Consider the following 26,765-nt stretch of genomic DNA (forward strand, 5'->3'; position numbering starts at 1 on the left):
TAAAATCCGATCAAACGAAAATATATTTAATCACGTTTATGTAAGAAAATAAGATTTCATATGTAATCAAATAAGGAAATCAAATTTCATTCCATCCGGCGCACAATGCCCCATACCCAAATTATTGGAGGTCCACCTTATGTGCGGCATCGTTGGCGCCGTCGCTCAGCGCGACATCACCCCTATCCTGGTCGAGGGCCTGAAGCGGCTCGAATACCGTGGCTACGATTCGTGCGGCGTCGCGCTGTACATGGACGGTCATCTGCGCCGTACGCGCAGCACGCAGCGCGTCGCCGAGCTGGGTGACCAAATCGCTCAGGACAAACTGTCCGGTTTCACCGGCATTGCGCACACCCGTTGGGCCACTCACGGCGTCCCCGCCACGCACAACGCCCACCCGCACTTTTCCCATCTCGGCAACGATGAGCCGCGCATCGCGCTCGTACACAACGGCATCATCGAAAACCACGACGAGCTGCGCGCCGAGCTGCAAGCCGCCGGTTATGTTTTCGAAAGCCAGACCGACACCGAGGTCATCGCTCACCTGGTCAATCACCTGTACAACGGCGATCTGTTCGACACCGTGCAACAAGCCGTCCGCCGCCTGCACGGCGCCTACGCGATCGCCGTGTTCTGCCGTGATGAGCCGCACCGCGTGGTCGGCGCACGCCAAGGCTCGCCCTTGGTCGTCGGCGTAGGCCAGAACGAAAATTTCCTGGCCTCCGATGCCTTGGCCCTGGCCGGCACCACCGATCAGATCATCTATCTGGAAGACGGCGACGTCGTCGACCTGCAGCTGTCGCGCGTCTGGATCACCGACAGCGAAGGCAAGCCCGTAGAACGCAAGGTCCACACCGTGCAGGTGCACACTGGTGCTGCCGAGCTCGGCCCCTATCGCCACTACATGCAAAAGGAAATCTTCGAGCAGCCGCGCGCGGTAGGCGATACCTTGCAGGACATCGAGACCATCACGCCTGAGCTATTCGGCGACGAGGCGTACAAGGTCTTCAAAGACATCGATTCGCTGCTCATTCTGGCGTGCGGCACCAGCTACTACGCCGGCTTGACCGCCAAATACTGGATCGAATCCGTCGCAAAGATTCCCGTCGCCGTCGAGATCGCCAGCGAATACCGTTATCGCGACAGCGTGCCCAACCCGCGTTCGCTGGTCGTCACCATCTCACAATCCGGTGAGACCGCCGACACGCTGGCCGCGTTGAAACACGCGCGTTCGCTGGGCATGGAGCACACGCTGACCATCTGCAACGTGGCTACCAGCGCGATGGTGCGTGAATGCAAGCTGTCATACATCACGCGCGCAGGTGTCGAGATCGGCGTGGCCTCGACCAAGGCCTTCACCACGCAATTGACCGCCTTGTTCCTGTTGACGCTGGCCTTGGCCCAAGTGCGCGGCACGCTGAATGCCGAACAAGAAGCCGAGCATTTAAAAGCCCTGCGTCACTTGCCCGTCGCGATTGGTTCAGTGCTCGCGCTCGAGCCTCAGATCATGGCCTGGGCCGATCGCTTTGCGACCAAGGAAAACGCCTTGTTCCTGGGCCGCGGCATGCATTACCCCATCGCTTTGGAAGGCGCGCTGAAGCTGAAAGAAATCAGCTACATCCACGCCGAGGCCTATCCTGCTGGTGAGCTCAAGCACGGCCCGTTGGCATTGGTCACCGAACACATGCCTGTCGTGACCATCGCCCCGCGCGATGCTTTGCTGGAAAAGCTGAAATCCAACATGCAAGAAGTCCGCGCACGAGGCGGTGAGCTGTATGTATTCGCCGATGCCGACAGCCGTATTGCCAACGCCGAAGGCATGCACGTGATCCGTATGCCGGAACACTATGGTGTGTTGTCGCCGATCCTGCATACGATCCCGCTGCAGTTGCTGTCGTATCACACGGCATGCGCGCGTGGGACGGATGTGGATAAACCGCGCAACTTGGCGAAGAGTGTGACGGTGGAGTAACCGCTTATCGGCACTTGCCACGCTGATCGTTATCCCTTGCTCTTCGAAAGTGAGGGCGCCCGTGGGCCGTTCTCAAGCGGGAAAATCACCTTGGGCCACTGCCGGATTGCGCGGGCTCATCCGACTATCAGGGCGGTGATCTCCACTTCGGCCCAGGCGCTGCCGGGCAGGCTAATCACGCCCATCGCGCTGCGCGCCGGGCGTGGCATGTCGGGAAAGGCGGTCCCGAGCACCTGCGAGGCGCCGTCCAGCACCGCGCTGTGTTCCTCGAAGTCTGCCCCGCTGCGCAGATAGCCGCGCAACTGCAGGATGGCGCGCACTCGGCCGAGGTCGCCGCCGCAGGCTTGCCGCAAAGCGGCCAGGCCGCTTAACGCCGCCTGCGCGCATGCGGCTCTGGCCGGCTCGAGGTCCTGTCCTGGCCGGCATACCCCCACGATCGGCACGCCGTCCAAGCGGCTCGCCTGGCCGCTGACGCAGGCTAGCCTAGCCTCGTCCAAAGGCGCCAGGTGGTAGGGTGCGTAGCTGCCGCGCGGGCGCGGCGGCGCCGGTAAGTGCCAGCCCGCGGTGGCCAGCCGTAACTCGATGACGCCGGTCACGTCATCCATTGCGTGTCTCCACTCAGCCAACAGCCCGCGCCATGGCCGCGCGGGCGCAACTGGATTGCCGACGGCGAACCCATAGCCATGCCCTGCCGCACCGTATAGACCTGGCCGGCGGGAATGGCGCGGGTCTTGTCCAAATAGCCCCACAACGCCGCTGCCGCAATGCCGGTGGCTGCGTCCTCGGGATAACCAGACGCTTTGGGGAACTGCCGTGCGCTGGCACCGTCCGTGGACAGTGCGTAGGGATACAGGCCGGTCGAGCCGATGGCTTCGCATAGGCCGTGCATGGCGTTGAAATCGGGGGCCAGGGCGTCCAGCACGGCCGCGTGGGGCAGCCTCACCAGGGTTTTGACGCGGCTGGTGTTGGCGTTGATCATGTGTAGGCCGGGTAGCCCGGGATCGATGCGTAGCACCGCCGCGATGGAGCGGCATTGCTCCGGCGTCAGCGCGGACGTGGCCACGGCGGGTTGCGAGACCCAGGCGCGGCCGCGGGCCTCATCCCATTCGACGTCCACGCTACCGCTTAGGGTCTGGACCCGCGTGGCGGGCGTGCACCAATGTCCCCATTGCCGCAGCGCCCAGAGTGTCCCAACGGTAGCGTGGCCGCACATCTCCATCTCGTGGCCGGGCACGAAGAAGCGCAGCCGGCACAGGTGGTCATCGTGATCGGCCGGCATCACGAAGGACGATTCATGACCGTGGTGCGCCGCCAGGGCCTGCATGTCGCCAGCCGTCATGCCGAGCGCGTTCAGCACCAGGGGCACGGGGTTGCCGCCTTGCGTGGTCTGGGTAGGATCGACGAAGACGCGCAGCAGGGCTGCGGTGCCGGCAGCAGGCTCGGCGGGCGGGCGCGGGGAATGAAGGTCAGTCAAACTGGACTCCGAGGGTGGTGATGAGATCGCCCCAGAAGGCGAGGTCGTGGGAGACGGTGTGCGCCAGTGCGTCGGCCGTGTCCAGCCGAACGTCGACTCCTTTGGCTGCGAGATCCTCCGCGATGGCCGGATCGCGCAACACCGTGTTCAGGGCAAGATTCATCTTCTGCACGATAGTCGGCGGCGTGCCTTTCGGGAACGCCAGGCCGTACCAAAGCGATTGCGTGTAGGCCGGCAAACCCTGCGCGGCGAAGGTCGGTACGTTCGGCAGGATGGGGGTAGCGCTGGTAGTGGCTACGGCGACCAGCTTGCCGCTCTGCACGAAAGGTGCCAAGCCCACGGGATTGTCGAACATGATGTCCACCTGGCCGCCGATCAGATCGGTATAGGCGGGAGCCGCGCCGCGGTAGGGCACGTGCGTCAGATCCAGATGTTGGTCTTTTTTAAACATCTCGCCCAACAGGTGCGACACGGTGCCGGCGCCCACCGAAGCGTAAGTGACGCTGCGGCCCTTCAGTACCGCGATTAGCGTGGGCAGGGTGGTGGCATTCAGGGCCGGCTGTGCCGCAAGCACATAGGGCGAGGTGCCGATGAAGCCGATATAGTCGAAATCCTGGCCCGGCTTGTACGGCAGGTTCTTGTACAGGCTGGCGCTGAGTGCGACAGTGCTGGTGGTGACGGCGACCGCAGTGTAGCCGTCAGGTTTGGCGCGCGCGGCCTGACTTGTGCCCACCGTGCCGCCGGCGCCGCCCGCATTCTGTATGATGACGGTCTGCTGCAATTGGCGCGTCAACGCTGGCTGCAGAGTGCGCACTACCAGGTCGGTGCCACCACCGGCCGGGAACGGCACGATCAGCGTGATTGGTTTATCAGGCCAGACGGACTCGGCTGCCGCGCTAGCAGGCGGCAGAGCCAGGGTGGCGGCGGATAGCAAAGCGAGTGGCAACGCGCGGATCATTAATATCCCCTTGTATTGGTTGAATGTCTCAGATCGTAGGGACCGGCCCGCCTGCAGGCGAACCACGACGCGACAGGGATTAATCCCGCATGCGACAGCGGCCGAGCGGCGCGGGCGCCGGGCTTGCATGAAAGCGGGGTGTGCGTCGATACTGGTCCAATGTCCATTCCCGCCTGCGTCGGCCAGTTGCTGGCGCGGCAACTGCGCCGCCCGACCCATCATGCGTTCCGTTCCGCTTTCGTCCAAACAGAACCTGATCTCCCAGACCGGCTTTGCCATCGCCGCCAGCCGTCAGCCGTACTACGCCTTTCACTGGCACGAGCACGACTGCGCCATGCTGCTCTGGCCGCGCGCTGGCGCGCTCGACAGCGCCTGGAACGATGAGGAAGGCGCGCGGCGCCGCAGTCGGCTGGTCCGCGGCCAGGCCTTGCTGCTGCCGTCGCATGTCGAGCACAGCACGCGCGCCGAGAGCGCCGTGCAGCAGCATGGGGAGCTCTATCTGGCCCCCGAATTGCTGCGGTCCTGCCAGGCCGTTGGGGTGCTGCAATTGGACGGCGCGGCCCAGGCGATGCTCGACGCGCTGTGCAAGCCAGCCATGTCGGCCGCGGCCCTGCCGATGCTGGTGGCGGCGCTGATCACCCAGCTCGACGCCAATCACCGCCTCCAGGCCCAGGCTCGCGTGGCGCAGGCGCCACTACCGATGGCGCGGCAATGGCTGGCGTTGCTGCGTAGCCGGCTAGAAGACGGGCTGCCGCTGCCCGCCATCGCGGCGTCGGCCAGCGCGCTGGGAGCCACCACGCGCACACTCCAGCGCGCCTGCCAGGAAGCCTACGGACTTTCCCCCATCACGCTGCGCCGCAGAATCCTGGCGCAAGCCGCACGTCAGCGGATCGCGCTGGGCGAACCGTTGGCGCAGGTTAGCGCCGAACTGGGATTTTCCAGCAGCGGGCACTTAGGCCGGCTGCTGCGTTCAGTCGATACTGCTTCGGTCCCCAACACATCGGGTTACGCCGCCTGTGACGACGCATCGTTCGCTCTTGATGCGGGGCCAGATGTAGGCTGAGTCTAGCGTTGCTCTCGCAATTGGCCTGAGTGTGCCGACCAGGCGCCTTGCCAAAATACTTGCCATCAGGACGCTTCCGTCCAGAATCAGCCGTAGCCTTTTCGCAGTAGCTCGTTTTTACGCTTAATCTGGTAAACGCGTGCCGCCGTTGCGGAGAACAAATCGTTCTTTTCATCCTCGCTGGCGGCCGCCGAGATTCGCTTGAAGGCATTCCAGACCGTGGCGTAGCTTCCGGATGAGCGATCGACAGGAAAATTACTTTCGAACATGCAACGGCTTGAGCCGAACGCATTGATAACCTCTTCTGCCGACGGGCGCCAGGTATCGGCAAGTACAGCAGAGGAGGGTGGGGACGCCAGCGATTCAGACTTGTGGCCAAACATGGCAATGCCATAGCCGCCAATCTTGACGCTCACGTTCGGGCATGCTGCGAGTAATTTGATCGACTTGCGCCATTCGTCGAACGCCTCATGGCGGCGTTGCGCGTAGCTTCCCACGCCGAGGATACCTCCGACATGGTCGAGAACAATCGTGGCGTCGGGAACGGCTCGTGCCAGGTCAATGACTTCCTGCAATTGGGGATGATAGACCCACGCATCAAAGACAAGATTCATTGCCGTCAGCCGGCGTATCCCCGCCCGAAACTCGGGAAATGAATAGAGGCCCATCGGCGGCAGAGGCAATACCCCGAACCTGAAAGACTCATTGCGCGCAGCCGAGGCCCGAATGCCCCGGAACCGTCCTTTCCCGGCTTCGACATGGGCAGCAAGAACCTCCTCTACCGCATCGCCCAGGCACAAGTCTGCGTAGCCTACGATTCCGGCAGCGACTTCGGTTGCTGCCGCACGTGACAGGGCTTCTTCGGCCAATGCCACCACAGCTTCCGTTTCGCCGACAGGACGGAGATGCTCCGGGCCGCTGGTTCGGTATTTCCAGCCAACCTGCATGAATATCGTAGCGTCTACGCGGTGGCCGGTCGCGGCATCCTGCAATTGGTCCTCGAGCCCATAGCCAGCCCAGTGATCGGAGAAGTGGAAGTGCGCGTCAATGATGCGGCGTTCCGGATCCAAAGCAGGCTCGGAGGGTGTCGAGTACCACGTGGGGCTCAAGTGCGGTGGTAGCAAAACGGGTGGTTCGCTGTTGGCAAGCGTATCCAAGGACGAGTTCATTTTTTAGACTCACTGAATTTAAATGACGGCCAGCATTGAGGGGGCCACTGAGCGTGCCCTTTGGCGTTTCTTTATTCGGTACGCAAGGCGGTCCTTGCCGTCTCCTTCTGAGGCAACATCGTGAGCAAGGAAATAGCCGCGGCCACGATCAGTATCCAAGCAGGCGAATTTGCGGATTCCGTGTTCGCGATGAGCCATGTGGCGGCGTACGGAGCAGAACCGCCCGCAACAATCGCGGCAATACTGATTCCCAGATTGATACCGCTCGTGCGCACGTTCGTCGGAAGCAACTCGCTAAAGAGCGTGTAGTTTGTCGATAGATAGGCGGCTTCAAAAAGGCCGAAGGCTATCTGTGCGAGGATCGCTGCTGTCAACGAAGTCTGCATCACCATAAAGAGGGGATAGCTGAAAACGATGAAGCACAACGTTGTGCCCAAGATCATGGGTCTGCGCCCGACCTTATCGGACAAGATACCGAGTGGATAAATAGCCAAGGCTGCGATCAGCATCGACAGTGTGGCGGACCAGCCTGCCATTTGGGCAGACATGATTCCCTGCTTCTGGAAGAACGTGACAAAATAAGTGAACGCAACGTAGTACCCCGCCATCCCGCAGCATGCAAGGCCCGTGATGGCCAGCACGCCCTTCGGATAGCGGCACAGCAGAGTAACCGTGGGTGTTTTCTGGACCTTGCTCTGACTCTCGAGATGGACAAAGTCAGGCGTTTCCTCCATTTTGTGTCGAACCAGCAATGCAATCACACCCATCGGGGCTGAAATGAGGAACGGGATACGCCAGCCCCATGAATGGAGCTCATCGAGTGTCAACGACGAATTGAGCAGCGCGACGGCAATCGCGCCTCCCATGGTGCCGACCAGGCATCCGATCTGCGTTGTGCTGGTCACGGCTGCTCGCCGAGCATCGGGGGCGACTTCTGCTACATAGGCGACTGCGCCGCCCATCTCTCCGCCTGCTGCGAAGCCTTGAACGCATCGCAGGAAGCAAAGGAGTATCGGAGCAAGCACGCCGATATGATCGTACGTCGGCAGCAGTCCGATGCACGTTGTCGCGGCCACCATGCCGACGACCGAAACCAGCAAGGCTGGCTTGCGCCCGTAGCGGTCTGCCAGGCTACCCAGAACGATACCGCCCAATGGTCGAACGACAAACGCGACGCCAAACACCGCAAAGGTGTAAAGCAGCGCAGACGTTCCACTTTGGGGAAAGAACAAGATTGCGAGAGTAGTGGCAAGAAACGCGTAGACGGTGTAGTCGTAGTATTCGATGAGCGTGCCGATCGATCCTGCCCATACGGCTCGGCGAATGGATCTATCGGATCGTGCGGATGCTATTGCCATCGTAGAGGGGATGCAATGCTGTATGGAACTCATGTTTTTCTGTCTCCGTGCTGTTGTGGGAATGACATGGCATCCGCACGAGTCTGCATGGGTGTTGACCCTGCTAGTAGTCAATCAGGTCGCCGCATTCTGGCGTACACATTTCACTCGTATGAACTCCCGGAGGCCTTCGATTCCACCTTCGGATCCGAGTCCGCTGTCCTTGTGGCCGCCGAAGGGTGTTTCGGGCAGCGAGGCTTGCCATTCGTTAATGCATACCGAGCCGCTCTCGATTTCGTTTGCCAGGCGGTGCGCCGTGCCCAAGTGATTGGTGAAGGCATAGGCGGCCAATCCAAAGGGCAGCCGGTTAGCCTCGCTGATTGCTTCATCGAGATGCTTGAACGAGCTGAGCAAGGCAACCGGACCGAACGGTTCGATGTTGGCAACGTCGCTCTCAATCCCAGGGCGAAGAATCACCGTCGGTTGGTAGTAAAAGCCGGTCGTTCCGATCCGCTGGCCTCCAGTGGCAATTTTGAATCCGCGAGCGCTTGCGTCGTCGACAAGTCTCTCGATCGAATCGAGCCGGCGCTGGTTCTTCAGGGGCCCCATCTGCGTCGAGGGATCAAGGGGATCACCGACCTTCAGTGCGGCGGCGGCATTGACGAACTTTTCGCAGAACTCCGGAAATATGGCTTCGTCCACGAGAAAGCGGGTCGGGCAGACGCAGAACTGCCCGGAGTTTCTATATTTTGTCGCGACCGCCGACTTGACGACACGATCTATGTCGACGTCAGCGCAGACGATGACTGGCGCGTGACCACCCAACTCGAGCGTTGCCCGCTTCAGGGTCTTGGCAGCCTTAGTGCCCAGTTCCTTGCCCACGGATGTGGCGCCGGTAAAGGTGAGCATCGCGATGTTCGGAGAGGCGCATAGCAAGTCAGCGATCTCGATCGGGTCGCCGAAAACCATATTGACTACGCCAGCAGGAATCCCGGCATCCTGGATGGACTGTGCGATCAGCAGCGCTACGCCGGCGGTTTCCTCGGACGGTTTTAGCACTACGGTGCAACCAGCCGCGAGCGCACCGCTGATTTTTCTGGCTGGCGTGATGGCGGGGGCGTTCCAACCCGAGAAAGCGGCGACGGGGCCAATGGGCTCCAGCATCACTGTTTGCGTGGTGCCAGCGGTTCGCGCGGGGATGGTGCGGCCATACAGCCGGCGTGCTTCCTCAGCGGACCACTCGAACATCTCCGATGCCGTGACGACTTCCTTGCGTGCTTCTCCGATCGGTTTGCCCAGTTCCAGGGAAATTTGTTCGGCAAACGTTTCCGTCCGTTCAGTCATCAGTGCCGCGACCCGTCGCAGTAATGAGGAGCGCTCTAGCGCAGACGTCTTTCTCCAGCTCTTGAACGCCCCGGTAGCAGCTTGTATGGCTTCTTCGACGTCAGTGGCGGTCGCGTACGGAAAGGCCTCAAGTGCCTCGCCAGTCGTCGGATTGACGCCTTGAATAAGCTTGTTCGATTTGCCTGGTCGAAACTCTCCGGCGATGAATTGCGTGTACTTCATGATGTGTGCCCTTTTTGATTGCTTGAAAACGTACGTGTTAATCCATTAACAACGGGGGGGCGGGACGTCGTTGGCTTGCGCCCAGAACTCGGTCATCGACGAGGTGTCTTTGCCGTCATAGCCCGCATTGCGCGCGAGTTGGAACATGCTGCGAACGAGGTTTCCGACTGGCAGAGAAACCCCGCTCGATTGGGCTGCTTGGCAGGCAAGCGTCAGATCCTTGAACCCAAGGGCAATGTCGAAGCCCGGAGAGAGATCGCCCTTCAGAACCTTGACCGGCCACTTTTCCTTGAGTTGGCCGTTCGATGCAGTGGTGCCGGTCAAGACATTAAAGGTCTTCTTTATATCCATGCCCAACGAGTTCGCAAGAACCAGGGCTTCGGAATTCAACTGGCAGTAGCAGAGCACCATGAGGTTGTTGATCAACTTCATCCGAGTTCCAGAGCCCGGGTTGCCGCAATGGAGAACCGTGGAACCCATGTCGAGCAAGATCGATTGAAACTCCTCGAAGTTCGAGTCCGTCGTGCCTAGCATGAAGAGCGACTCGCCCCGATCGGCATTTGTCGCGAGTCGTCCCACCGGCGCATCGGCAAAGCGGATGCCTTTCGCCTCTGCTGCACGCGCCATCTCGTCAACAGTGTCGATATCTATCGTGCTGAGCTCGACAAAGATTTTGCCGGCATCCATATTCGACAGTACGCCGTCCGGGCTCAGTACAACCTCCCGGGATTGCTTCGGGCCAGGCAACATCGTAAAGATGATGTCCAGGTCTTGCGCCATGCTCTTGATGTCGGAGCCGGCTACTGCACCTAATGTGACGAGCTTGTTGACTGGATCAGGTTGAATATCGAATACAACGACTTCACCCCGGTTGCGCAAAAGGTTTGCGGCCAATGCATAGCCCATCCGGCCCAGGCCGATAAATCCTACTTTCACTATTTGCTCCTTAGGAATCGCCGGTGCTGTTCACACGGGCGATGTGTAAATGCGATCACTGCTTTCTCTGAAATAGCGTCGGGTAAGCCGTGTCGCGTCCGTCTTGGTTATTGCTCAATGGTTAGATTCAAGGTCTTGACCAGATCCGCTGTTTGTGCGGACTGCTTACGAATGTGATCGGCAAATACGTCGACCGAGCCCGTGAATGGATACTGATCCAGCTTCTTAAGCCGTTCTTTTATGTTTGGGCTGGTCATTACTTCGTTCACGGCGGCATTCAATATCTGCACGATGTCCGACGGCAAACCCGCCGGACCAAGCAAGCCATTCCAAGGTTCCGCGGTAAATCCGGGCAGCTCATCACGTCCGAGCACCGGGATTTCTTGCAAACCGATATCAGGCGATGAACTGGCGGATGCGATCAGGCGAATCTTTTCAGCCTCGACCTGCGGAATAACGACCGATCCCGCCAAGAATGCAAAATCAACGCGATTGGCAATCAAGTCAGTCAACGCTGCGGCATCCCCTTTGTAGGGGATGTGAACGGCATCCATTCCTGTTGCCTTCGCAAACCATTCACCGGCCAAGTGATTTGCCGACCCGGGACCGGCAGAGCCAAAGGTCAATCCTTTTGCGTGTGATCGTCCATACTTCACCAGATCATCATAGGTACTGAATGTCGACTCCTTGGAAACCGCCAGGTAATAAGGAAACCGGGCGACAGGGGCAATCGGCACGAAGTCGCGCAGCGGTTGGTACTGTATGGTCTTTCTCACTGCTGGCAGGATAGACAACGTACCGTTGGCGCCGATCATTAACGTATATCCGTCTGGCGTTGCTTTCTTTAGTAGATTGGCCGCCAATTCCCCACTGGCTCCGGGCCGGTTCTCAATGACAAAGGATTGCCTGAATTTGTGGGTCAATCCCTCTGCCAACAGGCGCGCAACGACGTCGGTGGGACCGCCCGCAGCGAATCCGACATAAATCGTCACCGGCTTATCTGGATAAGCGGCTGCACCGGCGTTACTGGATGGAGCAAACAAGCCTGTTCCCAATACGCAAGCTGCGACACTCGTCAGTTTTTTAAAAATAGCCATCATCGTCTCCGTTAATTGTTTCTTGACGCCTGATCTTTTCCAGATCATTGGTTTTTGCCCTATGTCCGGTAAAGCCGAACTCATCCTGGTCAGCCTTGCCTGCGTCAAGTGCTGCACGGAACAGGCTTCTGGCCGCCGTGAGTTGTCGATAAGGTATCAGCAAAAATGTGCCTCAAGGTATACTCATATATGGGTATTCAAACTTTTAGTATTCTTATTGGAAGCACGAATGACGCTTCAACAATTACGCGATTTCATTGCCATTGCGGACATCGGTAGCTTGCGAGGGGCGGCGTCCAGTAGAGGTGTTACTGGCCCGGCATTGGCCAAGAGTGTCCGTTTGCTTGAGGAAGAGTTGCACGTCGCGCTGCTGGAACGCCGTTCGCGCGGTATGGTGCTGACTGAAGACGGCATGGCCTTACTTGCCCACGCTCGCCTCATTGATTCGCAATCGCGCAAAGCCATCGAAGACCTCGCACAGCGCCGGGGGAAACAAGAGGGCTCACTGGTCCTAGGAGTTGGTCCTTCAGCTGGCGTGGCTCTGATGCCAGGGGTGCTCAAGGATTTCCAACGTAAATACCCCGCGGTGCAGATAGATATGTTCGGCGGTTCCTATTACGACCACATTGGCCCCATACTCCAAGGCAGCATCGATCTCGCTATCGTGGCGGTGCCGGAAACTCGCGAATCGAATTTGGATGCAGAGCATCTGTTCTACAACGATCTGGCCGTGATATGCCGGCGTGGTCACCCCCTGAGCGGCGCTCGCTCGCTCGCGGAACTGGTGGACTGTGTATGGATACTGACAGGTCCCGCGGGACGCGGGCCAGGGTCGGCAATACTCGAGGCATTCAAGCAGCTTGGATTGCCTGCTCCGACCCGTCTGCTTCAGTGCGACATGACATGGACACTGAACAATTTGCTAGTCAAGAGCGATATGCTTTGCGCGCTGCCACGTATCATGATTGAGCAGCCCGCCCTGTCCGGCGCGCTCCAGGCATTGCATATCGTTGAATCGCTGCCGCATTACAGCATTAGCTTGCTCAAGCGCGGTGATGCGCCGCTGCTCCCCATTGCCGATTACATGGCAACGCTGATCCGGCGCCACGCGCATTACCTGGGTGAAGATTCACGGCGCTCGGCTCAGCCGCCGTTGGCAGCCCCCTGATGACTCCTCACGGTGTCGTGCTCGGTGTGATTTCCGCTTTCATGATCAAAGAGCGGGCACACAAGGCACATATCGACAATCATTAAAAGGGACTTGGAACCCGATGCACACCTATGCGATGGTGGAGCGATCAAATCATCTTGACTTCGACATTCGAGACCAGAGTCTGCGCGCGCCGCTCACGCAGCCGCATAAGCATGAGTATTTCCAGATCCAGGTCAATCTCGCCGGGGACACCCAGCACCACGTAGGAAACATTACACGTCCTTTCACCGCGCGGACGTTGAGCTTCGTGCTACCGCATCGCATGCACGTGGTGCTGCATCCTCCAGGCGCGCGTTGGCTTGTGATCAATTTCAGCCAGCGTTTTTTGCGGCCCGAGCTAGATGTAGACCCATTGGATCTAGAGGATGTACCACTCACGCTCGCTCCCGAATTGGCGCCATTTCAATTCCAGGAGCATCTCGATTTTACCTTTGATGAAGCCTGTTTCGACGAGGCGCTGGGGCTTATCGCGATCATGCAGCAAGAGAACAGTACGCGCCGTCTTGCCTCGCTCGCTCGCATCCGTGGTTGTTTGCTGCAGTTGCTCGCATTGACCTGCCAGCAGTGGGAAAACGAGTTGCTGGCCTTGGCGAGTACTCATGCACAACAGGGCAGCCGTCGCGCAGCGCTGGCACGTGTTTTGCGATACCTGCGCAATGAGCTCGCGCATGAACCCACGCTCGCGGAAGCGGCCCAGGCTGCGAGCCTATCGCCCAATTACCTCGCGCATCTCATCAAAAAGGAAACTGGCAGGACATTTACCGACCTGCTTACCGAGCGGCGTTTGGCACTCGCGCAGGAGCTTTTGCTCACAACAAATCAACGCATCAGCGAGGTCGCGCGACGCTGCGGCTTTACCGACGAGGCCTATTTCGCGCGGCGCTTTCGCCAATGGCATGGAACCAGTCCTCGCGCATGGCGCGAGGCACAGAGGCAAGCATTGGGTTAGTAGAGGTTGCGTCCAAGTCTTGCGTGGAATTGTCCGGTTTTTGAACGGCACATGAATCTACACTCGGGACGATAACTATCACCTGAGGAGACTGCTACATGAATCGACGAGACGCCTTGATGATCTCTACCGCATCCCTTGGCGGTGTACTGGCTGCCGGTTGCGCCAGCGTAGCCGCTACGTCTGCCCAGCGTACGCCTTTCACCGTATCGCAACCCTCCGTCCCCATCGCTGGCAGTGACGAAGTTTTTCCCGTTCATCGCATCTACTGCATTGGCCGCAACTACGCGGCCCATGCACGTGAGATGGGATCGGATCCCACACGCGAACCTCCGTTCTTCTTTCAAAAGCCCAGCGACGCGGTGCAGGTCGTGCCGCCCGGCCAGACCGTGGATCACCCATACCCCAGTCTCACGCGCAACTATCACTACGAGGTAGAACTGGTGGCGGCTCTGCAGAGCGGTGGCCGCAACATTCCTGTCGAACAAGCGCTGCAGCATGTCTATGGCTACGCTGTCGGCCTGGATATGACCCGGCGCGACTTGCAGGGCGACATGAAAGACCAGAGAAAACCGTGGGAGATCGGCAAGTCCTTTGATCTGTCAGCGCCCATAGGCCCTATCCATCGCGTGGCCCAAACCGGCCAGCTGGACAAGGGGGCGATCACTCTATCCGTGAACGGCGCAGTCAAGCAGAGCGCCGATCTGAATCAAATGATCTGGAGCGTGGCCGAGCAGATCAGCAAGCTGTCCGAAGCCGTCGAGCTGAAGGCCGGTGACCTGATTTATTCCGGCACACCCGAAAACGTAGGTCCGGTAGTGCGCGGCGATATTATGGTCGCGCATATTGACGGCCTGCCGGATATTTCGCTCAAGGTCGTCTGAATCAGTTGGCTGCCGCTCATGGCTTCGTAGCATCCTGAGGTACTTGAGCGGCTATCGCCTGCAATCCCCCCAACGAAAAGCGGCATAGATGGTCCACGATCGCATCTCGTGACATCTGGCGGGCCTCTTGCAGGGGCCCGGGGATACCGCGCGCGCCTACCAACAGCATCAGACAGGGGGCCGCAACGCTGAGCAGGCAGCGCGTTAATGCAGGGTCGTCTGGCGGAATATTTGTAATGTTGCTGAGGATCTGCCGGACGACTGCGAGCTTTGGCTGCAGCACATTCTGGAACAGCAACTGGAGATGTGAGCTCGGAGAGAGCAGCTCGCGAGCCAGCACATGCAAATGCCAGCCTTCCGGCTGGCCAATCGCACGGTCCACCAGCAAGCCAATGAAAGTCCTCAGCTTCTGGGGCGGCGAGGCAGTGCTGCCAGCGATCAGCTGAAGATCGGCATAGTTGACGAGTTGATGATGCGCTTCGACCAGCACCGCCTGATAAAGCCCGCTGCGATTGCCAAAATGGTAGTTGATCGATGCCAGGTCGACCTGTGCCCGGGTGGCGATTTCCTTGCTGGTGGTCTCGGCGTAGCCCGTGGTTGCAAATAGCGCTCCGGCGGCTTGCAGTATTCGGTTACGGGTCGCCTCTCCATCGGCACGAGGTCCGCGCGAGGCCTTAATCATTGGTGCAATCTCCTGAGCATCACAGCTTGCATTTTCTTCGATCATAAATTTAAAATCAATTTAACTTTAATGTCTGCTCTCCTCTTGGAGCCATGGATGAAAAAGCCCCTCATCGCCATTGTGGCCATCGTCGTGTTGGCCGTAGGAGGCGGAGCGTGGTGGTATTTCCGCGATTCCGGTGCAAACGGCACATTGGTCTTGCACGGCAACGTGGACATCAGGCAGATTGCGCTGGCCTTCGACGGCAATGGCCGGGTGATGGCGTTGCGCGCCGATGAAGGCGACCACGTCAAGGCAGGCATGGTATTGGGCATACTCGATACTCGTACCCTGCAATTACAGGCTGACCAAGCGCGGGCGCAAATCGACGTGCAGCGGCAGAATCTGGCGCGCTTGAGGAACGGATCTCGCCCCGAAGAGATCGCTCAGGCCCGCAGCCGGCTGGCCGCCTCGAAGGCTGAGGCCACGCGTGCGCAGCAGGATCTGACCCGTCTGCAAGGTATCGCGGCCAACACCCACGGACGCGGCGTCAGTGCCCAGGATCTCGATCGTGCTCGCAGTAGTGTCCAGGTAGCCAGGGCCAGATTGGCGGAGCAAGAGGAAGCCTTGCGCCTGACAGAGGTCGGCCCGCGCCAGGAGGACATCGACGCCGCCGCGGCGCAACTGCAGGTCTCGCAAGCACAACTGGCGTTGTTGGAACATCAAATCGCGCAGGGTGAGCTCAAGGCCCCAGCCGATGCCGTCATCCGGTCCCGGCTGCTCGAGCCGGGTGACATGGCTACGCCTCAGAGGGCGGTGTTCGCCCTGGCGCTGACTCAACCCAAATGGGTGCGCGTCTATGTCAGTGAACCTGATCTAGGCAAGCTCCAGCCGGGCATGGCCGCAGAGGTCTTCACGGACAGTCACCCCGATCAGGCGGTCAAAGGCACGGTCGGCTATATCTCTTCAGTGGCCGAGTTCACTCCCAAGTCGGTACAAACCGAAGAGTTGCGCACCAGCCTGGTTTATGAGGTGCGTGTGCTGGTCGACGACGCTGAAAACCGGTTGCGGCTCGGGCAGCCCGCCACCGTGCGTTTTGCTGTCGGCGAGTAGCGTCATGAGCGATGGCGACGCGATAGTCCTTGCTCGGCAATTGGGCAAGACGTTCGTCTCTTCGGCAGGCGAGCCGTTGCACGCGGTAGACGCCATCTCGTTGACAGTGCAGCGTGGCATGTTGACCGCCCTGGTCGGCCCGGATGGCGCGGGCAAGACTACCCTGTTGCGTATGACAGCCGGTCTGCTCAAGCCTGACGCAGGGAGTTTGCACGTACTTGGTATCGACGTGGCTAGCGATCCGCAGGCCGTGCAGGACAGGATCAGCTACATGCCGCAGCGCTTTGGTTTGTACGAAGATCTCGGCGTACAAGAAAATCTCGATCTTTACGCCGACTTGCATGGCGTGCCTCACGAGGTACGTCGCGAGCGATTCGCGCGGCTCCTGGAGATGACAGATCTGGCGCCCTTTACCGGGCGACCGGCGGGCAAACTCTCTGGCGGCATGAAACAAAAACTTGGCCTGGCGTGCACTCTGGTGCGTTCGCCTGACCTCCTGCTGTTGGACGAACCCAGCGTCGGTGTTGATCCGCTGTCGCGGCGCGAGCTATGGAAAATTCTGCAGCAGTTAGTCGCGGACGAACAACTCAGCGTCATCGTGAGCACGGCCTACATGGACGAGGCCGAACGTTGCGCCCAAGTATTCGTAATGAACCAGGGCCGGGTATTGGCCCAGGGAAAACCGGCGGCGCTGGCCGGCCAGGCGCGCGGCCTGACGTTCGTCGTGACTCCTGCCGGCAACATGCCCGCGCGCGATCTGCAGGCGCGATTGATCGACGCCGATGCATTGATCGTCGACGCCGTGCCAAAGGGCGGGGCCGTACGTTTTATTCGACAGGAAAAGGCGGATGACAAGAAGCTCGACGCTTTGCTCGGGGGGCTCATGCCCACACCCCGTCCAGAAGAGCTCGAAGACGCTTTCATGATGATGCTGCGGCAGCATCAGGAGGACGACGACGCTGCCTCGCATTCATACGCCAGCGCATCGCAGAATTCGGTCGTAACTCACGAGGACAAGCCCGTCATCGTGGTGCGTGACCTGGTGCGGAAATTCGGTGACTTCACCGCAGTGGCGAGCACATCGTTCGACGTGGCGCGTGGTGAAATCTTTGGCCTGCTTGGCCCCAATGGTGCAGGCAAGACGACAACTTTTCGCATGTTGTGCGGGTTGCTGCCTGCATCGAGCGGACATCTGGAAGTCGTCGGCGTGGATCTGCGAACCGCCCGCGCGCAGGCCCGCGCGCGTATTGGCTATGTGTCGCAGAAGTTCGCGCTATACGGCACCCTGACGGTTCGCGAAAACCTGGAGTTCTTCGGCGGCGCTTACGGTCTGCGCGGGCAGCGGTTGCGACAGCGTGTCGCTGCTGTCATCGAACAATTTCGTTTATCTCCCCAGGCTATCAGCGGGTTGTTGCCCGGCGGCTATAAGCAGCGTCTGGCGATGGCCGCCGGCCTGTTGCACCAGCCGGAAGTCCTGTTCCTGGATGAGCCCACCAGCGGCATCGATCCCCTCGCGCGGCGCGCGTTCTGGCGCACCATCACGGCCTTGGCCCAGGAAGGCGTGACCATCATCATTACCACGCACTTTATGGAGGAGGCGGAATATTGCGATCGCATCGCTATTCAGGACGCGGGCAAGATGCTGGCTTTGGGCACGCCGCTGGAGGTGCGTAAACAGGCAGGTGCTCCGCATAGCGGAGAAAAGGACATGGATATGAATAGCGCCTTCATCGCCATCGTCGAACAAAGCCGCGCTCGCGCCACCAGTCAGCCGGCACGGGGAACGGCATCATGACGGCGCGAGAACCGGCAAGCCATGCGAGTGCCTGCAAGGGCAGCGCATCGTCGTACGCTTCCGGTTTTTATCGCCGCTTTCTCGCCTTGCTGCGCAAGGAAGTCAGGCAGGTGCTGCGTGACAAGAGCAACCTTGCTGTTGGCCTTTTGCTGCCGGTGGCGCTGATCTTGCTGTTTGGATATGGCCTGTCGTTCGATGTCAAACACGCGCCGTTGGCTGTGGTCATGGAAGATCAGTCTCCAACCGCGCGCGAAGCGGTCGACGGATTGCGGGGCTCAGAGTATCTCGCGCCGATGTTCGTATCCGACATGAACGAAGCACAACGCATGATGAGGTCGGGATCGGTGGATGGCATTCTTCGCGTGCCCATGGATTTTTCGCGTCGCCTCAATCATGGCGATGCACGTCTGCAGCTGATACTTAATGGCGTTGATTCGAACTCGGCTTCTACGATCGAGGGATATGTGAATGGCGCGATAGGTGTCTGGGCGCAACGGCGGGCCGATCGCAGTGGAAATAAACCGCTTGCCTCAGGCGGTGTCGAAGTCGTGCAACGCATGTGGTTCAACGAGGCGGGAGAAAGCCGCTGGTATTTGGTGCCAGGCCTCATCGTACTGGTACTGACCCTGGTCGGCGCCTTCCTTACCTCGCTATTGATTGCCCGAGAGTGGGAACGCGGTACCTTGGAGTCGCTGTTTGTTACCCCGGTTCGGCCACTGGAAATCGTGCTGTCAAAAATCGCGCCGTACCTGGTGATCGGGGCCATAGATCTGTTGATGTGTCTGCTGGCTTCCCACTTCCTTTTCCATGTCCCGGTGCGCGGTTCGCTTGTCATCATCGTGATGGTGTCAATGCTGTACCTGGTCGTGTTGTTGCTGTTGGGGTTGTTTATCTCCGCCGTTGTACGCAATCAGTTCCAAGCCAGCCAGGTCGCTTTGTTGGCCAGTTTCATGCCCGCCTTGATGCTCTCCGGTTTTGTATTTGATCTGCGCAATACGCCTGTATTTATTCAGATCATCAGCCAAGTGCTGCCCGCGACGCATTTTATGGCGCTGATCAAGACCTTGTTTCTAGCGGGCAACCATTGGCCGACCATCATGTGGAGCGTTGGTGTGCTGACGCTTTACGCTGTGGTGCTGACTATTGCCACTCGCGCCCAGTTGCGCAAAACGTTGGAATGACGCCATGACTGCCTGGATCGCCACTCTCGCGCAAATAGGCGCACTGATACGTAAAGAGATCCTCGCGTTACTAAAGGACCCGTCCAGCCGGGTGGTTCTGTTTGCGCCGGCGCTGATTCAAGCCTTGTTGTTTGGCTACGGGGCGACGTTCGACCTGACGAATGTTCCGTATGCGGTACTCGATCAGAGCCGTGGCCAGGCGGCCTCCCAGTTGATAGCTCGACTGGACGGCACAGGAGTGTTTCATCGTGCGGCCACACTCAGTTCATCCACACAGATCGCCCAGGTTATCGACAGCAATGAAGCGCTGGTCGTCCTCGCGATTCCGGCGGATTTTGACCGGCTCCTCAATGCCGGTCAGCGCGCGCCGCTACAGGTGATTCTGGATGGGCGTAACTCCTCTACTGCAGGCTTGGCGGCCGGCTACGTGGGCTCCATCGTCGCCAGCTACAACGCCTCGATAGGCGCGGGAGGGCGAGGTATCAGTATCGAGCGGCGTGCCTGGTTCAATCCTAACTTGGAGTCTCGTTGGAACATCATGCCCGCGCTGATCGGTGCGCTGAGCATGCTGCAGACCCTGCTGATCTCTGCTCTGTCGGTAGCGCGCGAACGCGAACAAGGCACCTTCGATCAGTTATTGGTGACTCCGCTCACACCGATGCAGATCCTGATCGGCAAGGCCATTCCAGCCATTCTCATTGGGCTGCTGCAGTCCACGATCATTTTTCTGGTCATCCGATTCTGGTTCCAGATACCGATGAGCGGATCGGTCGCGTTGCTGTATCTGGGGCTGCTCACCTTCACCATCGCGTCGGTCGGGCTCGGCCTTTCCATCTCGGCGTTGTCGCTGACCATGCAACAGGCCATGCTCTATACCTTCTTGCTCATCATGCCTTTGATGCTGTTGTCGGGGCTGATCACCTCGGTGAAAAATATGCCCGAGGTCCTGCAGGTGGCGACATATGCCAACCCGCTGCGTTTTGGCACCAGCATTGTGCGGCGTGTATATCTAGAGGGCGCCGGCTTGGCTGATGTCGCACCCGATTTTGTTCCTCTGCTGGTGATGGGGGCCATTACCCTCCCCTTGGCGGCCTGGTTGTTTCGCCACCGGCTTTCTTGATTCAGGTGTTTGCCATGTCTGGTTATCGTCCTTTGCATCGATCATCTACGCTCCTTGCCTCGTGCCTGACTGCCTTGATGGTGGCGGGGTGTACTGTCGGTCCGGACTTCGCTACGCCCTCGCCCGAGGCGCCCGACGATTGGACGAGTTGGCGCAGTGCGGATGACAGTCTGCGTAGTCCGGCGATGACCAGCGCCATGTTGCCCGCAGATTGGTGGCGCGCATTTGGCGATCCCGTACTTGATGGATTAGAACGGCGCGCGTTTGAAGCCAGCCCCGATCTGCAGACCGCCACATTGCGTGTAGCGCAGGCGCGAACACAGCGCGCTGCTACGGCGGCGCAGCGTGGGCCTGATATCAACGCCAGCGGGGGCGTGAACCGGCAGCGCCAGAGTGAATACGGCGCAAGCGTTAGGTTGATTGATGCGGTGGCCGCGCAGGGTAATCGCGATGATCTCGTCAAATTGCTATCCGAGCCCTTCACCCTGTACCAGGCGGGTTTTGATGCTTCTTGGGAATTAGACCTGTGGGGACGTGTACGCCGGTCAGTCGAGGCCGCCGATGCAGATGTCGCCCAGCAGAGTGCTCTATTGGACTTGGCCCGGCTGACCTTGGTAAGCGACGTTGCGCGCAACTATTTCGATTTGCGGACAACACAGAGCCAGATCCGTTTGACGCGCGAGGATATTGCAACGTTGCAGGATCGTCTGGAACTTCTGGAGGCACAAGTACGCGGAGGGACGATCAATCACTTGAATCTGGAGCAGCAGCGTGCGGAGCTTTCCGCGCTCAAGGCACAGCTGCCTGGATTGCTGGCGCAGGAAGGGGCAGGCATCAACCAGATTGCCCTGTTGTTGGGGCAGCGGCCAGGCGCGCTGCGTGCAGAACTGACAACGCCAGCCGCCCAGCAGCCTGCATTGCCCGATTTGGCGTTGGGATTGCCCTCAGAGGTGGCATTGCGCCGACCCGATATCCGCGCCGCCGAAGCCCGCTTGCACAGCGCCACCGCAGCCATCGGTATTGCCAAAGCGGATCTGTACCCGAGTATTCGCCTGGGTGCGCGATTCGGATACGAGAGCTATCTCAGCGGCGAGTTTTCGGATTGGGGCAGTCGTACGTGGTCGATCGGCCCCAGTCTGAACCTGCCTATCTTCGATCACGGCAGGCGTACGAGTGTGGTGCAACTGCGCGAACTGCAGCAGCAGGAAGCCGCGGTGAATTATCAGCAAACCGTGCTCAAGGCCTGGCAGGAAATCGATGATGCGTTGAGCGGGTATACCGCCGAGCGCCAAAACCTCACGGAGCTTGAGCGCCGCGTGTATGCGGCACAACAGGCTTATCAGCTGGCGCAGGCCCGCTACGACGGCGGCGTCGCCGATTTCATCATCGTGCTGGATACCCAGCGCGGTTATGTCGCCGCCCGTCGTGACCTGGCGCTCAGCCAGGGGCACCTGAACAATCGCTTTGTTGTCGTGAACAAGGTTCTTGGCAATATTCCCACGAACCGCGCACCGCAACCGACAATCCGAGAGTGATGAGGCAAAAGTACAGATAGCGGCTCTGCATTCCTCACAGTCGCTAACAGAGCAATGGCAATGCTCTGGTGAATATAATTTCCAAATTTGTTGCACACCGTCATGTGAACCTGTGTTGCCAGGCCCCCGCCGAGTGCATCCCGGAGGACTCTAGGACATCGGGTGATCGTCTATTCACCATGGAGCCGAATCGTGTCAAAAATTGGTGTAAAGCTTCGCGAACTTCGTCGCCGGCGTGACTTGGGCGTACGCGAATTGGCCAGCCGCTCCGGCGTTTCGCATTCTTCGATCTCGTTGATAGAGCGGGACAAGATCAGCCCGTCCGTTGATACGTTGAGTGCCATTCTGGACGCGCTTGGAACGACGCTGGTGGGGTTCTTCTCCGAAATTCAAAGCATGACGGCCTATTCCCCCTTTTATCGAGCAGAGGACTTTGTCGAGATAGGAAAAGTGGGAAGGGTCTCGTATCGAATGCTGGGGATCAATCATCCCAACCGTGATTTACTGATGCTGCATGAAACCTACGCTCCTGGCGGAGAGTCCGGCGATGCTTTTTCCCATTCGGCTCAAGAGGCTGGCGTGGTGACTCGAGGAGCGATCGAGCTAACCGTTGGCGAAGAAGTGCAAATCCTCCGCGCTGGTGATGGGTACTATTTTGACAGCAGGCGGCCGCACCGATTCAGGAATGTAGACGACGGTGAGAGCCAGATTGTCAGTGCGGTGACCCCTCCCACATACTAGCGATGTTTGGTGAATGGCCAATCAACATAGTCGGCCATCCCGGCCGTGAAATTGCATGCGTGTGGTCGAAATACTTGACGATCCGTAGTTTCCCCAGCGACATCTCCTTGGCACTTTTCTATAGTGCACATTCCTGGCGGTTCATTCTCAATGGCGAGTCTGGCCAGGAAATACCTATAACTCGGCGGTGTCGTGCAGTCAGTCTGTCTCAACCGCCTTCTTGGGGAAAGCGCATGAGTATTCGTCCGTTTACTACGGTTATTGCCATCGTGATGCTTGCTGCGCCATTGACGGTATCATTTGCCCAGGCTGATTTCCCGTCCAAGCCCATTCGACTCATCGTACCGTTTCCACCAGGGGGAACGACCGATGTGGTGGCACGCGCGGTGGCGGATCCGTTGGGAAAAATCCTGGGTCAATCTGTCGTGGTGGAGAATCGTAGCGGCGCGGCCGGCCGTATCGGCACGGAGTATGTGATTCGCGCGCCCGCGGACGGATACACGCTGGGTATTGCAACGGTCAGCTCGCACGCCGTCACCCCCGTTGTGTACAGCGATATCTCTTATAACGTTGAGCGCGACTTGGCACCTATTACCCGTCTAGCCTCCGTCCCCAATGTGCTGACAGTAAGCAAGTCTCTAAAGGTGGACGATCTCTCCAGCTTCATCAAGACTGTTCACGCCCATCCTGGGCGGTATACCTATGGCTCCGCAGGGTCGGGATCCGAGGCGAACATGATGGGAGAATTGTTCAAACTGACGACCAAAACGGACATGCTGCATGTCCCGTATAAAGGATCGGCACCTGCGCTGCAGGATGCATTGGGCGGGCAGATTACGGCGGTTTTCGATAATCTGCCGTCCTCGTTGCCATACATCTTGAGTGGTGATCTGCAGGCGTTGGCGGTTGCCGCGCCTGAGCGAGTCTCCTCTATCCCCAATGTGCCGACCTTCAAAGAGGCGGGCGTTCCCGAACTGAATGACGCCTCGTGGTTTGGTTTGGTCGCCCCTGCGGGAACACCTCCGGAAATCGTGGAGCAGATCTATCAGGCCACGAAACAAGCGCTCGCGACGCAAGAGGTCAAGACGCGTCTTGCTGGATTCTCTGCAGTTCCTGTGGGAAATCGGCCCGAAGCATTCGCTGCTCAATTAAAAGAGGAAATTGAGAAGCAACGAGCAACTGCCAATCGCGCAAATATCGTCCTTCACTAATCACTCCATCAACCCATGAAACATCGCGCCTATCGCATTCTCGTCGCCCAGCTTTTCCAGGAGACGCACGGCTTTACTCCCGTGTTGACACCGATGTCGGCATTTGAGTTCGAGCATGGGACAGAAATGTTAAGCGCGAATCGTGATGCGGATTCCGTATTGGGTGGAATGTTGCGCGTTTTCGCGTCGAACCACTGTGAAGTGATTCCAACGCTGGCGGCTCGCGCGCGTCCGGGTGGGCGCGTGGAGGAAGACAGCTATCGATATATCAAGGAAGTCATTCTCGCCGGCGCAAAAGAGAAGGGCTTCGATGCGATTGCATTATGTCTGCACGGGTGCACGCAAACGGAAAGTCTGGATAGTGCAGAGCTAGATCTCTTGAGCGCGTTGCGTGAGGTCGTGGGGAACGAGCTGCCTATCGTGGCAGGCTTCGATCTGCATGCGAACGCCATTCCTCAGATGTTGAGGCTCTTGACGTTTTGCTCAGCATATAAAACTAACCCTCATGGTGATGCAGGGGATACAGGCGAGCGCGTCGCGAAAGAATTACTGAAAATTCTCGATGGCGCATCCACGCCACGGGCAGCTTATGCACATGTGCCGATGCTAACCAGAGGAAACGATGAGACCACGCATGGTCCATTGGCTATCCTTCATCGGCAGGCCAGAGATTCTATTCTGGAAAATGTTGGCTTGATTGACGCATCCCTGTTCAATGTAAATCCGTTCATTGATGGTAAGGGGGTAGGACAGAGTGTGCTTGTGTATGCTCAGCCGGACAGTATCGATCAAGCCAGCGCGCTAGCTCGAGATTTGGCCCAGGGCCTTTGGGATGCCAGAGACCTGTTTCAGCACGCCTTGCCTGGGCTCGAAGAGGTTCTTCGGGCCCACGAGGGCAGTACTGAAAAGCTCACGCTCGGCGATTTCGGTGATCGCGTGCTAGCCGGCGCACCAGGCGATAGCGTATACCTCTTGGAAAGCGTGCTTGCTCATTCCCGAAAGCGGGTGGTTGCCGTAGTGACTGATCCCGTCGCCTACAAAGCGTGCGTTGACTACGGCGAGGGTGCAGACGTGGAGATTTCAGTCGGCGGCCGTTTTTCGCCCGACTGCACGCCGATGGTCGCTCGCGGACGAGTCTCCCGGCTGGGGGACGGGTCCTATCGCAATCGTGGCAAATTTATGCGAGGGGCCACTATGCGGCTTGGGCCTTATGCCGTGCTGGAGAGTGATCGTTTTCAGCTGCTTATTACGAGAGAGGCTGTGATGTCCCAAGACCCCGGCTGCTACCTAGACATTGGAATAGATCTGGATTCGGCCGACGTCATCGTGACGAAATCCGGATATCACTTCAAGCTGGCCTTCGACGTGTTCGGCCCATGCCTGTGTATCGAGACTCCAGGCTATAGCGGATTCCATCCGGAGCGGCTGCCATTCTCTTTGGCGCGACCTATTTATCCAGTGGATCCCATTTCTTTTGCACCGGAGGTCGTTACCTGGACACCTCCTCAGCGCCCTTCCCATTGACTCAACCCCGACACACCCCACTGATGAAAAATCTGATCGGCGACGTATCCAGCAGTGCACGCATCCTTCCTGATCTCGACGGCGAGAAACTATTCATCTCCCGTGCAGAAGGGCCGTACGTCTGGGACACGGCCGGAAAGCGCTATGTCGATACCGCGCTGGGCTTTGGTGCGATTCTGCTTGGGCATTCTCCCTCAACCGTTGTGGAGGCAGTATCTGTGGCACTGCATTCAGGCGCCGCTCCGTCATTTGCGCATACTCGTGAACACCCCGCTGCGACCTTGCTCGCCAATTACACAGGTGCCTTGAGTAGGGTGATGTTCACGAATTCGGGAAGCGAAGCGGTACACCTGGCCTGTCGCGCCGCTCGCGCCTATACGGGCAAACCTGTCATCGCGAAGATGGCGGCAGGGTTCGATGGCTGGTTTGACGAGATCACGCTGGCAAATGTCGGCACACGGGAGGCGGTGTTTACAGCGGGACAGCGCCCCCTGACGGGCCGGACCACCGCATTGCGGTTCAATGACGAAACCGATCTCGAGCAGCTCTTTCGTGAACGCGATGATATCGCCGCTATTCTTTACGAACCGATGTTGGCAAATGCGGGGTGCATTCTGCCAAAGCCCGGCTACCTTCAAAAGGTACAAGACGTCGCGCGAAAACACGGGGCGCTGTTAATCAGCGATGAGGTGCTTATGGGGTTTCGCTTGCACGCGGGGCTGACCTCTCATCTTTGGGGCCTGGATCCCGATATTGCGACGGTCGGAAAAGCGATTGGCACCGGCGTACCAGTGGCTGGCGTCGTGGGTAAACCGCATATTCTCGCTCCTTTTGAGGAGGGCAGAGTGGCAAGAGGCGGAACGTATAGTGGAAATCCTCTTGCATGCGCGGCGTTGATAGCCACCCTTTCCGCGCTTGGGCGGAAAGACTACGTCGAACTCAATCGCCGTGGAGAAGACTTGCGAACAGCGCTGGAGACTTCTTTTCGGGAGAAAGGCGTCGAAATCGGGACCTCTGGCTTCGGAACGGTTTTTAGCATCTGGCCTGGGCCGCGAGTCCCGGAAAACTATCAGGTGGCATCCACGGCGGCAGACAGTCCCTTTTCGAACGGCCTTCATCTGGCATTACGCAGGCAGGGGCTGCTGATGATGCCGTCGGCGTACGGCCGCTTGTATCTCTCGTTTTCACACGATGATGCAGTTGTGGACCAAATGCTGCAATCGTTCGACAACGCCGCGGAGGAACTGAGCCGCCAAATAAAATAAT

The 26,765-nt window shown here is 58.9% G+C and carries 23 protein-coding genes; 14 read left to right on the plus strand and 9 right to left on the minus strand.

What is annotated here, in order from left to right; all coding sequences use genetic code 11:
• Window positions 1-139 precede the first annotated feature (139 nt).
• The gene (gene glmS / locus ACYVI2_RS16000; RefSeq protein WP_415815339.1) at window positions 140-1,972 is read left to right on the plus strand and encodes a glutamine--fructose-6-phosphate transaminase (isomerizing); all 1,833 of its coding nucleotides are present in this window, start codon (window positions 140-142) and stop codon (window positions 1,970-1,972) included.
• Between the two features lie 116 nt (window positions 1,973-2,088).
• Here glmS and ACYVI2_RS16005 read toward each other — a convergent pair whose 3' ends face one another.
• Genes ACYVI2_RS16005 through ACYVI2_RS16015 form a run of 3 tightly spaced genes read right to left on the minus strand, consistent with a single transcriptional unit; the run spans window position 2,089 to window position 4,404 of the window.
• Window positions 2,089-2,598, minus strand: a complete 510-nt coding sequence (locus ACYVI2_RS16005; protein WP_415815341.1) for a RidA family protein — start codon at window positions 2,596-2,598, stop codon at window positions 2,089-2,091.
• Window positions 2,565-3,446, minus strand: coding sequence for a PhzF family phenazine biosynthesis protein (locus tag ACYVI2_RS16010; protein ID WP_415815343.1), 882 nt, complete (start codon window positions 3,444-3,446; stop codon window positions 2,565-2,567). Before ACYVI2_RS16010 ends, ACYVI2_RS16005 begins: the two co-directional genes overlap by 34 nt.
• A complete protein-coding gene (locus ACYVI2_RS16015; protein WP_415815345.1) occupies window positions 3,439-4,404 on the minus strand; it encodes a tripartite tricarboxylate transporter substrate-binding protein in 966 nt (321 codons plus the stop codon). The genes ACYVI2_RS16010 and ACYVI2_RS16015 overlap by 8 nt, the downstream gene beginning before the upstream one ends.
• 127 nt (window positions 4,405-4,531) lie before the next feature.
• On the opposite strand from ACYVI2_RS16015, the gene ACYVI2_RS16020 reads away from it, so the two are divergent.
• Complete coding sequence (locus ACYVI2_RS16020) at window positions 4,532-5,467, plus strand: AraC family transcriptional regulator (protein WP_415815347.1); 936 nt, start codon at window positions 4,532-4,534, stop codon at window positions 5,465-5,467.
• Window positions 5,468-5,553: 86 nt separating this feature from the next.
• On the opposite strand, the gene ACYVI2_RS16025 is transcribed toward ACYVI2_RS16020, so the two are convergent.
• The 5 genes from ACYVI2_RS16025 to ACYVI2_RS16045 all read right to left on the minus strand — a co-directional run bounded on the left by ACYVI2_RS16025 (window position 5,554) and on the right by ACYVI2_RS16045 (window position 11,689).
• The gene (locus ACYVI2_RS16025; RefSeq protein WP_415815349.1) at window positions 5,554-6,636 is read right to left on the minus strand and encodes an amidohydrolase family protein; all 1,083 of its coding nucleotides are present in this window, start codon (window positions 6,634-6,636) and stop codon (window positions 5,554-5,556) included.
• 71 nt (window positions 6,637-6,707) lie between these two features.
• Entirely contained in the window at window positions 6,708-8,027 is a 1,320-nt protein-coding gene (locus ACYVI2_RS16030; protein ID WP_415815351.1) for an MFS transporter, read from the minus strand.
• Between the two features lie 81 nt (window positions 8,028-8,108).
• The gene (locus ACYVI2_RS16035) at window positions 8,109-9,539 is read right to left on the minus strand and encodes an NAD-dependent succinate-semialdehyde dehydrogenase (protein WP_415815353.1); all 1,431 of its coding nucleotides are present in this window, start codon (window positions 9,537-9,539) and stop codon (window positions 8,109-8,111) included.
• A 45-nt stretch (window positions 9,540-9,584) separates the two neighbouring features.
• Complete coding sequence (locus ACYVI2_RS16040) at window positions 9,585-10,475, minus strand: NAD(P)-dependent oxidoreductase (protein ID WP_415815355.1); 891 nt, start codon at window positions 10,473-10,475, stop codon at window positions 9,585-9,587.
• Between the two features lie 107 nt (window positions 10,476-10,582).
• Entirely contained in the window at window positions 10,583-11,689 is a 1,107-nt protein-coding gene (locus tag ACYVI2_RS16045) for a Bug family tripartite tricarboxylate transporter substrate binding protein (RefSeq protein WP_415815357.1), read from the minus strand.
• 112 nt (window positions 11,690-11,801) lie between these two features.
• Between ACYVI2_RS16045 and ACYVI2_RS16050 the strand changes: the two genes are divergently transcribed.
• From ACYVI2_RS16050 to ACYVI2_RS16060, 3 genes are all read left to right on the plus strand, one after another.
• The gene (locus ACYVI2_RS16050; RefSeq protein ID WP_415815359.1) at window positions 11,802-12,740 is read left to right on the plus strand and encodes a LysR substrate-binding domain-containing protein; all 939 of its coding nucleotides are present in this window, start codon (window positions 11,802-11,804) and stop codon (window positions 12,738-12,740) included.
• Window positions 12,741-12,843: 103 nt separating this feature from the next.
• Entirely contained in the window at window positions 12,844-13,734 is an 891-nt protein-coding gene (locus tag ACYVI2_RS16055) for a helix-turn-helix transcriptional regulator (protein WP_415815361.1), read from the plus strand.
• 98 nt (window positions 13,735-13,832) lie between these two features.
• A complete protein-coding gene (locus ACYVI2_RS16060) occupies window positions 13,833-14,618 on the plus strand; it encodes a fumarylacetoacetate hydrolase family protein (RefSeq protein WP_415815363.1) in 786 nt (261 codons plus the stop codon).
• Window positions 14,619-14,634: 16 nt separating this feature from the next.
• Here the strand turns inward: ACYVI2_RS16060 and ACYVI2_RS16065 are convergent, their stop codons facing one another.
• Window positions 14,635-15,300 (minus strand): TetR/AcrR family transcriptional regulator, encoded by a 666-nt coding sequence (locus tag ACYVI2_RS16065; RefSeq protein ID WP_415815365.1) that lies wholly within the window; start codon window positions 15,298-15,300, stop codon window positions 14,635-14,637.
• A 96-nt stretch (window positions 15,301-15,396) separates the two neighbouring features.
• Here ACYVI2_RS16065 and ACYVI2_RS16070 point away from each other — a divergent pair, with 96 nt between their 5' ends.
• From ACYVI2_RS16070 to ACYVI2_RS16110, 9 genes are all read left to right on the plus strand, one after another.
• The gene (locus ACYVI2_RS16070; RefSeq protein ID WP_415815367.1) at window positions 15,397-16,392 is read left to right on the plus strand and encodes an HlyD family efflux transporter periplasmic adaptor subunit; all 996 of its coding nucleotides are present in this window, start codon (window positions 15,397-15,399) and stop codon (window positions 16,390-16,392) included.
• 4 nt (window positions 16,393-16,396) lie between these two features.
• The gene (locus ACYVI2_RS16075) at window positions 16,397-18,187 is read left to right on the plus strand and encodes an ATP-binding cassette domain-containing protein (protein ID WP_415815369.1); all 1,791 of its coding nucleotides are present in this window, start codon (window positions 16,397-16,399) and stop codon (window positions 18,185-18,187) included.
• Window positions 18,184-19,368, plus strand: coding sequence for an ABC transporter permease (locus ACYVI2_RS16080; protein ID WP_415815371.1), 1,185 nt, complete (start codon window positions 18,184-18,186; stop codon window positions 19,366-19,368). Before ACYVI2_RS16075 ends, ACYVI2_RS16080 begins: the two co-directional genes overlap by 4 nt.
• A gap of 4 nt (window positions 19,369-19,372) precedes the next feature.
• Entirely contained in the window at window positions 19,373-20,488 is a 1,116-nt protein-coding gene (locus ACYVI2_RS16085; RefSeq protein ID WP_415815373.1) for an ABC transporter permease, read from the plus strand.
• Window positions 20,489-20,502: 14 nt separating this feature from the next.
• The gene (locus tag ACYVI2_RS16090) at window positions 20,503-22,023 is read left to right on the plus strand and encodes an efflux transporter outer membrane subunit (protein WP_415815375.1); all 1,521 of its coding nucleotides are present in this window, start codon (window positions 20,503-20,505) and stop codon (window positions 22,021-22,023) included.
• Between the two features lie 192 nt (window positions 22,024-22,215).
• Window positions 22,216-22,764, plus strand: a complete 549-nt coding sequence (locus tag ACYVI2_RS16095; RefSeq protein WP_415815377.1) for a cupin domain-containing protein — start codon at window positions 22,216-22,218, stop codon at window positions 22,762-22,764.
• Between the two features lie 233 nt (window positions 22,765-22,997).
• Window positions 22,998-23,975, plus strand: coding sequence for a Bug family tripartite tricarboxylate transporter substrate binding protein (locus ACYVI2_RS16100; RefSeq protein WP_415815379.1), 978 nt, complete (start codon window positions 22,998-23,000; stop codon window positions 23,973-23,975).
• A 15-nt stretch (window positions 23,976-23,990) separates the two neighbouring features.
• Entirely contained in the window at window positions 23,991-25,499 is a 1,509-nt protein-coding gene (locus ACYVI2_RS16105) for a M81 family metallopeptidase (protein ID WP_415815381.1), read from the plus strand.
• Window positions 25,500-25,522: 23 nt separating this feature from the next.
• Window positions 25,523-26,764, plus strand: a complete 1,242-nt coding sequence (locus ACYVI2_RS16110) for an aspartate aminotransferase family protein (RefSeq protein ID WP_415815383.1) — start codon at window positions 25,523-25,525, stop codon at window positions 26,762-26,764.
• Window position 26,765: the final 1 nt, after the last annotated feature.

The organism is Bordetella tumbae (assembly GCF_054780995.1).

Coding starts and splice junctions, on each gene's coding strand:
- ACYVI2_RS16105 (WP_415815381.1), top strand. CDS start 23,991: ATGAAACATCGCGCCTATCGCATTCTCGTCGCCCAGCTTTTCCAGGAG.
- ACYVI2_RS16015 (WP_415815345.1), bottom strand. CDS start 4,404: ATGATCCGCGCGTTGCCACTCGCTTTGCTATCCGCCGCCACCCTGGCT.
- ACYVI2_RS16070 (WP_415815367.1), top strand. CDS start 15,397: ATGAAAAAGCCCCTCATCGCCATTGTGGCCATCGTCGTGTTGGCCGTA.
- ACYVI2_RS16050 (WP_415815359.1), top strand. CDS start 11,802: ATGACGCTTCAACAATTACGCGATTTCATTGCCATTGCGGACATCGGT.
- glmS (WP_415815339.1), top strand. CDS start 140: ATGTGCGGCATCGTTGGCGCCGTCGCTCAGCGCGACATCACCCCTATC.
- ACYVI2_RS16030 (WP_415815351.1), bottom strand. CDS start 8,027: ATGAGTTCCATACAGCATTGCATCCCCTCTACGATGGCAATAGCATCC.
- ACYVI2_RS16110 (WP_415815383.1), top strand. CDS start 25,523: ATGAAAAATCTGATCGGCGACGTATCCAGCAGTGCACGCATCCTTCCT.
- ACYVI2_RS16025 (WP_415815349.1), bottom strand. CDS start 6,636: ATGAACTCGTCCTTGGATACGCTTGCCAACAGCGAACCACCCGTTTTG.
- ACYVI2_RS16020 (WP_415815347.1), top strand. CDS start 4,532: ATGAAAGCGGGGTGTGCGTCGATACTGGTCCAATGTCCATTCCCGCCT.
- ACYVI2_RS16075 (WP_415815369.1), top strand. CDS start 16,397: ATGAGCGATGGCGACGCGATAGTCCTTGCTCGGCAATTGGGCAAGACG.
- ACYVI2_RS16080 (WP_415815371.1), top strand. CDS start 18,184: ATGACGGCGCGAGAACCGGCAAGCCATGCGAGTGCCTGCAAGGGCAGC.
- ACYVI2_RS16055 (WP_415815361.1), top strand. CDS start 12,844: ATGCACACCTATGCGATGGTGGAGCGATCAAATCATCTTGACTTCGAC.
- ACYVI2_RS16085 (WP_415815373.1), top strand. CDS start 19,373: ATGACTGCCTGGATCGCCACTCTCGCGCAAATAGGCGCACTGATACGT.
- ACYVI2_RS16090 (WP_415815375.1), top strand. CDS start 20,503: ATGTCTGGTTATCGTCCTTTGCATCGATCATCTACGCTCCTTGCCTCG.
- ACYVI2_RS16060 (WP_415815363.1), top strand. CDS start 13,833: ATGAATCGACGAGACGCCTTGATGATCTCTACCGCATCCCTTGGCGGT.
- ACYVI2_RS16100 (WP_415815379.1), top strand. CDS start 22,998: ATGAGTATTCGTCCGTTTACTACGGTTATTGCCATCGTGATGCTTGCT.
- ACYVI2_RS16035 (WP_415815353.1), bottom strand. CDS start 9,539: ATGAAGTACACGCAATTCATCGCCGGAGAGTTTCGACCAGGCAAATCG.
- ACYVI2_RS16065 (WP_415815365.1), bottom strand. CDS start 15,300: ATGATTAAGGCCTCGCGCGGACCTCGTGCCGATGGAGAGGCGACCCGT.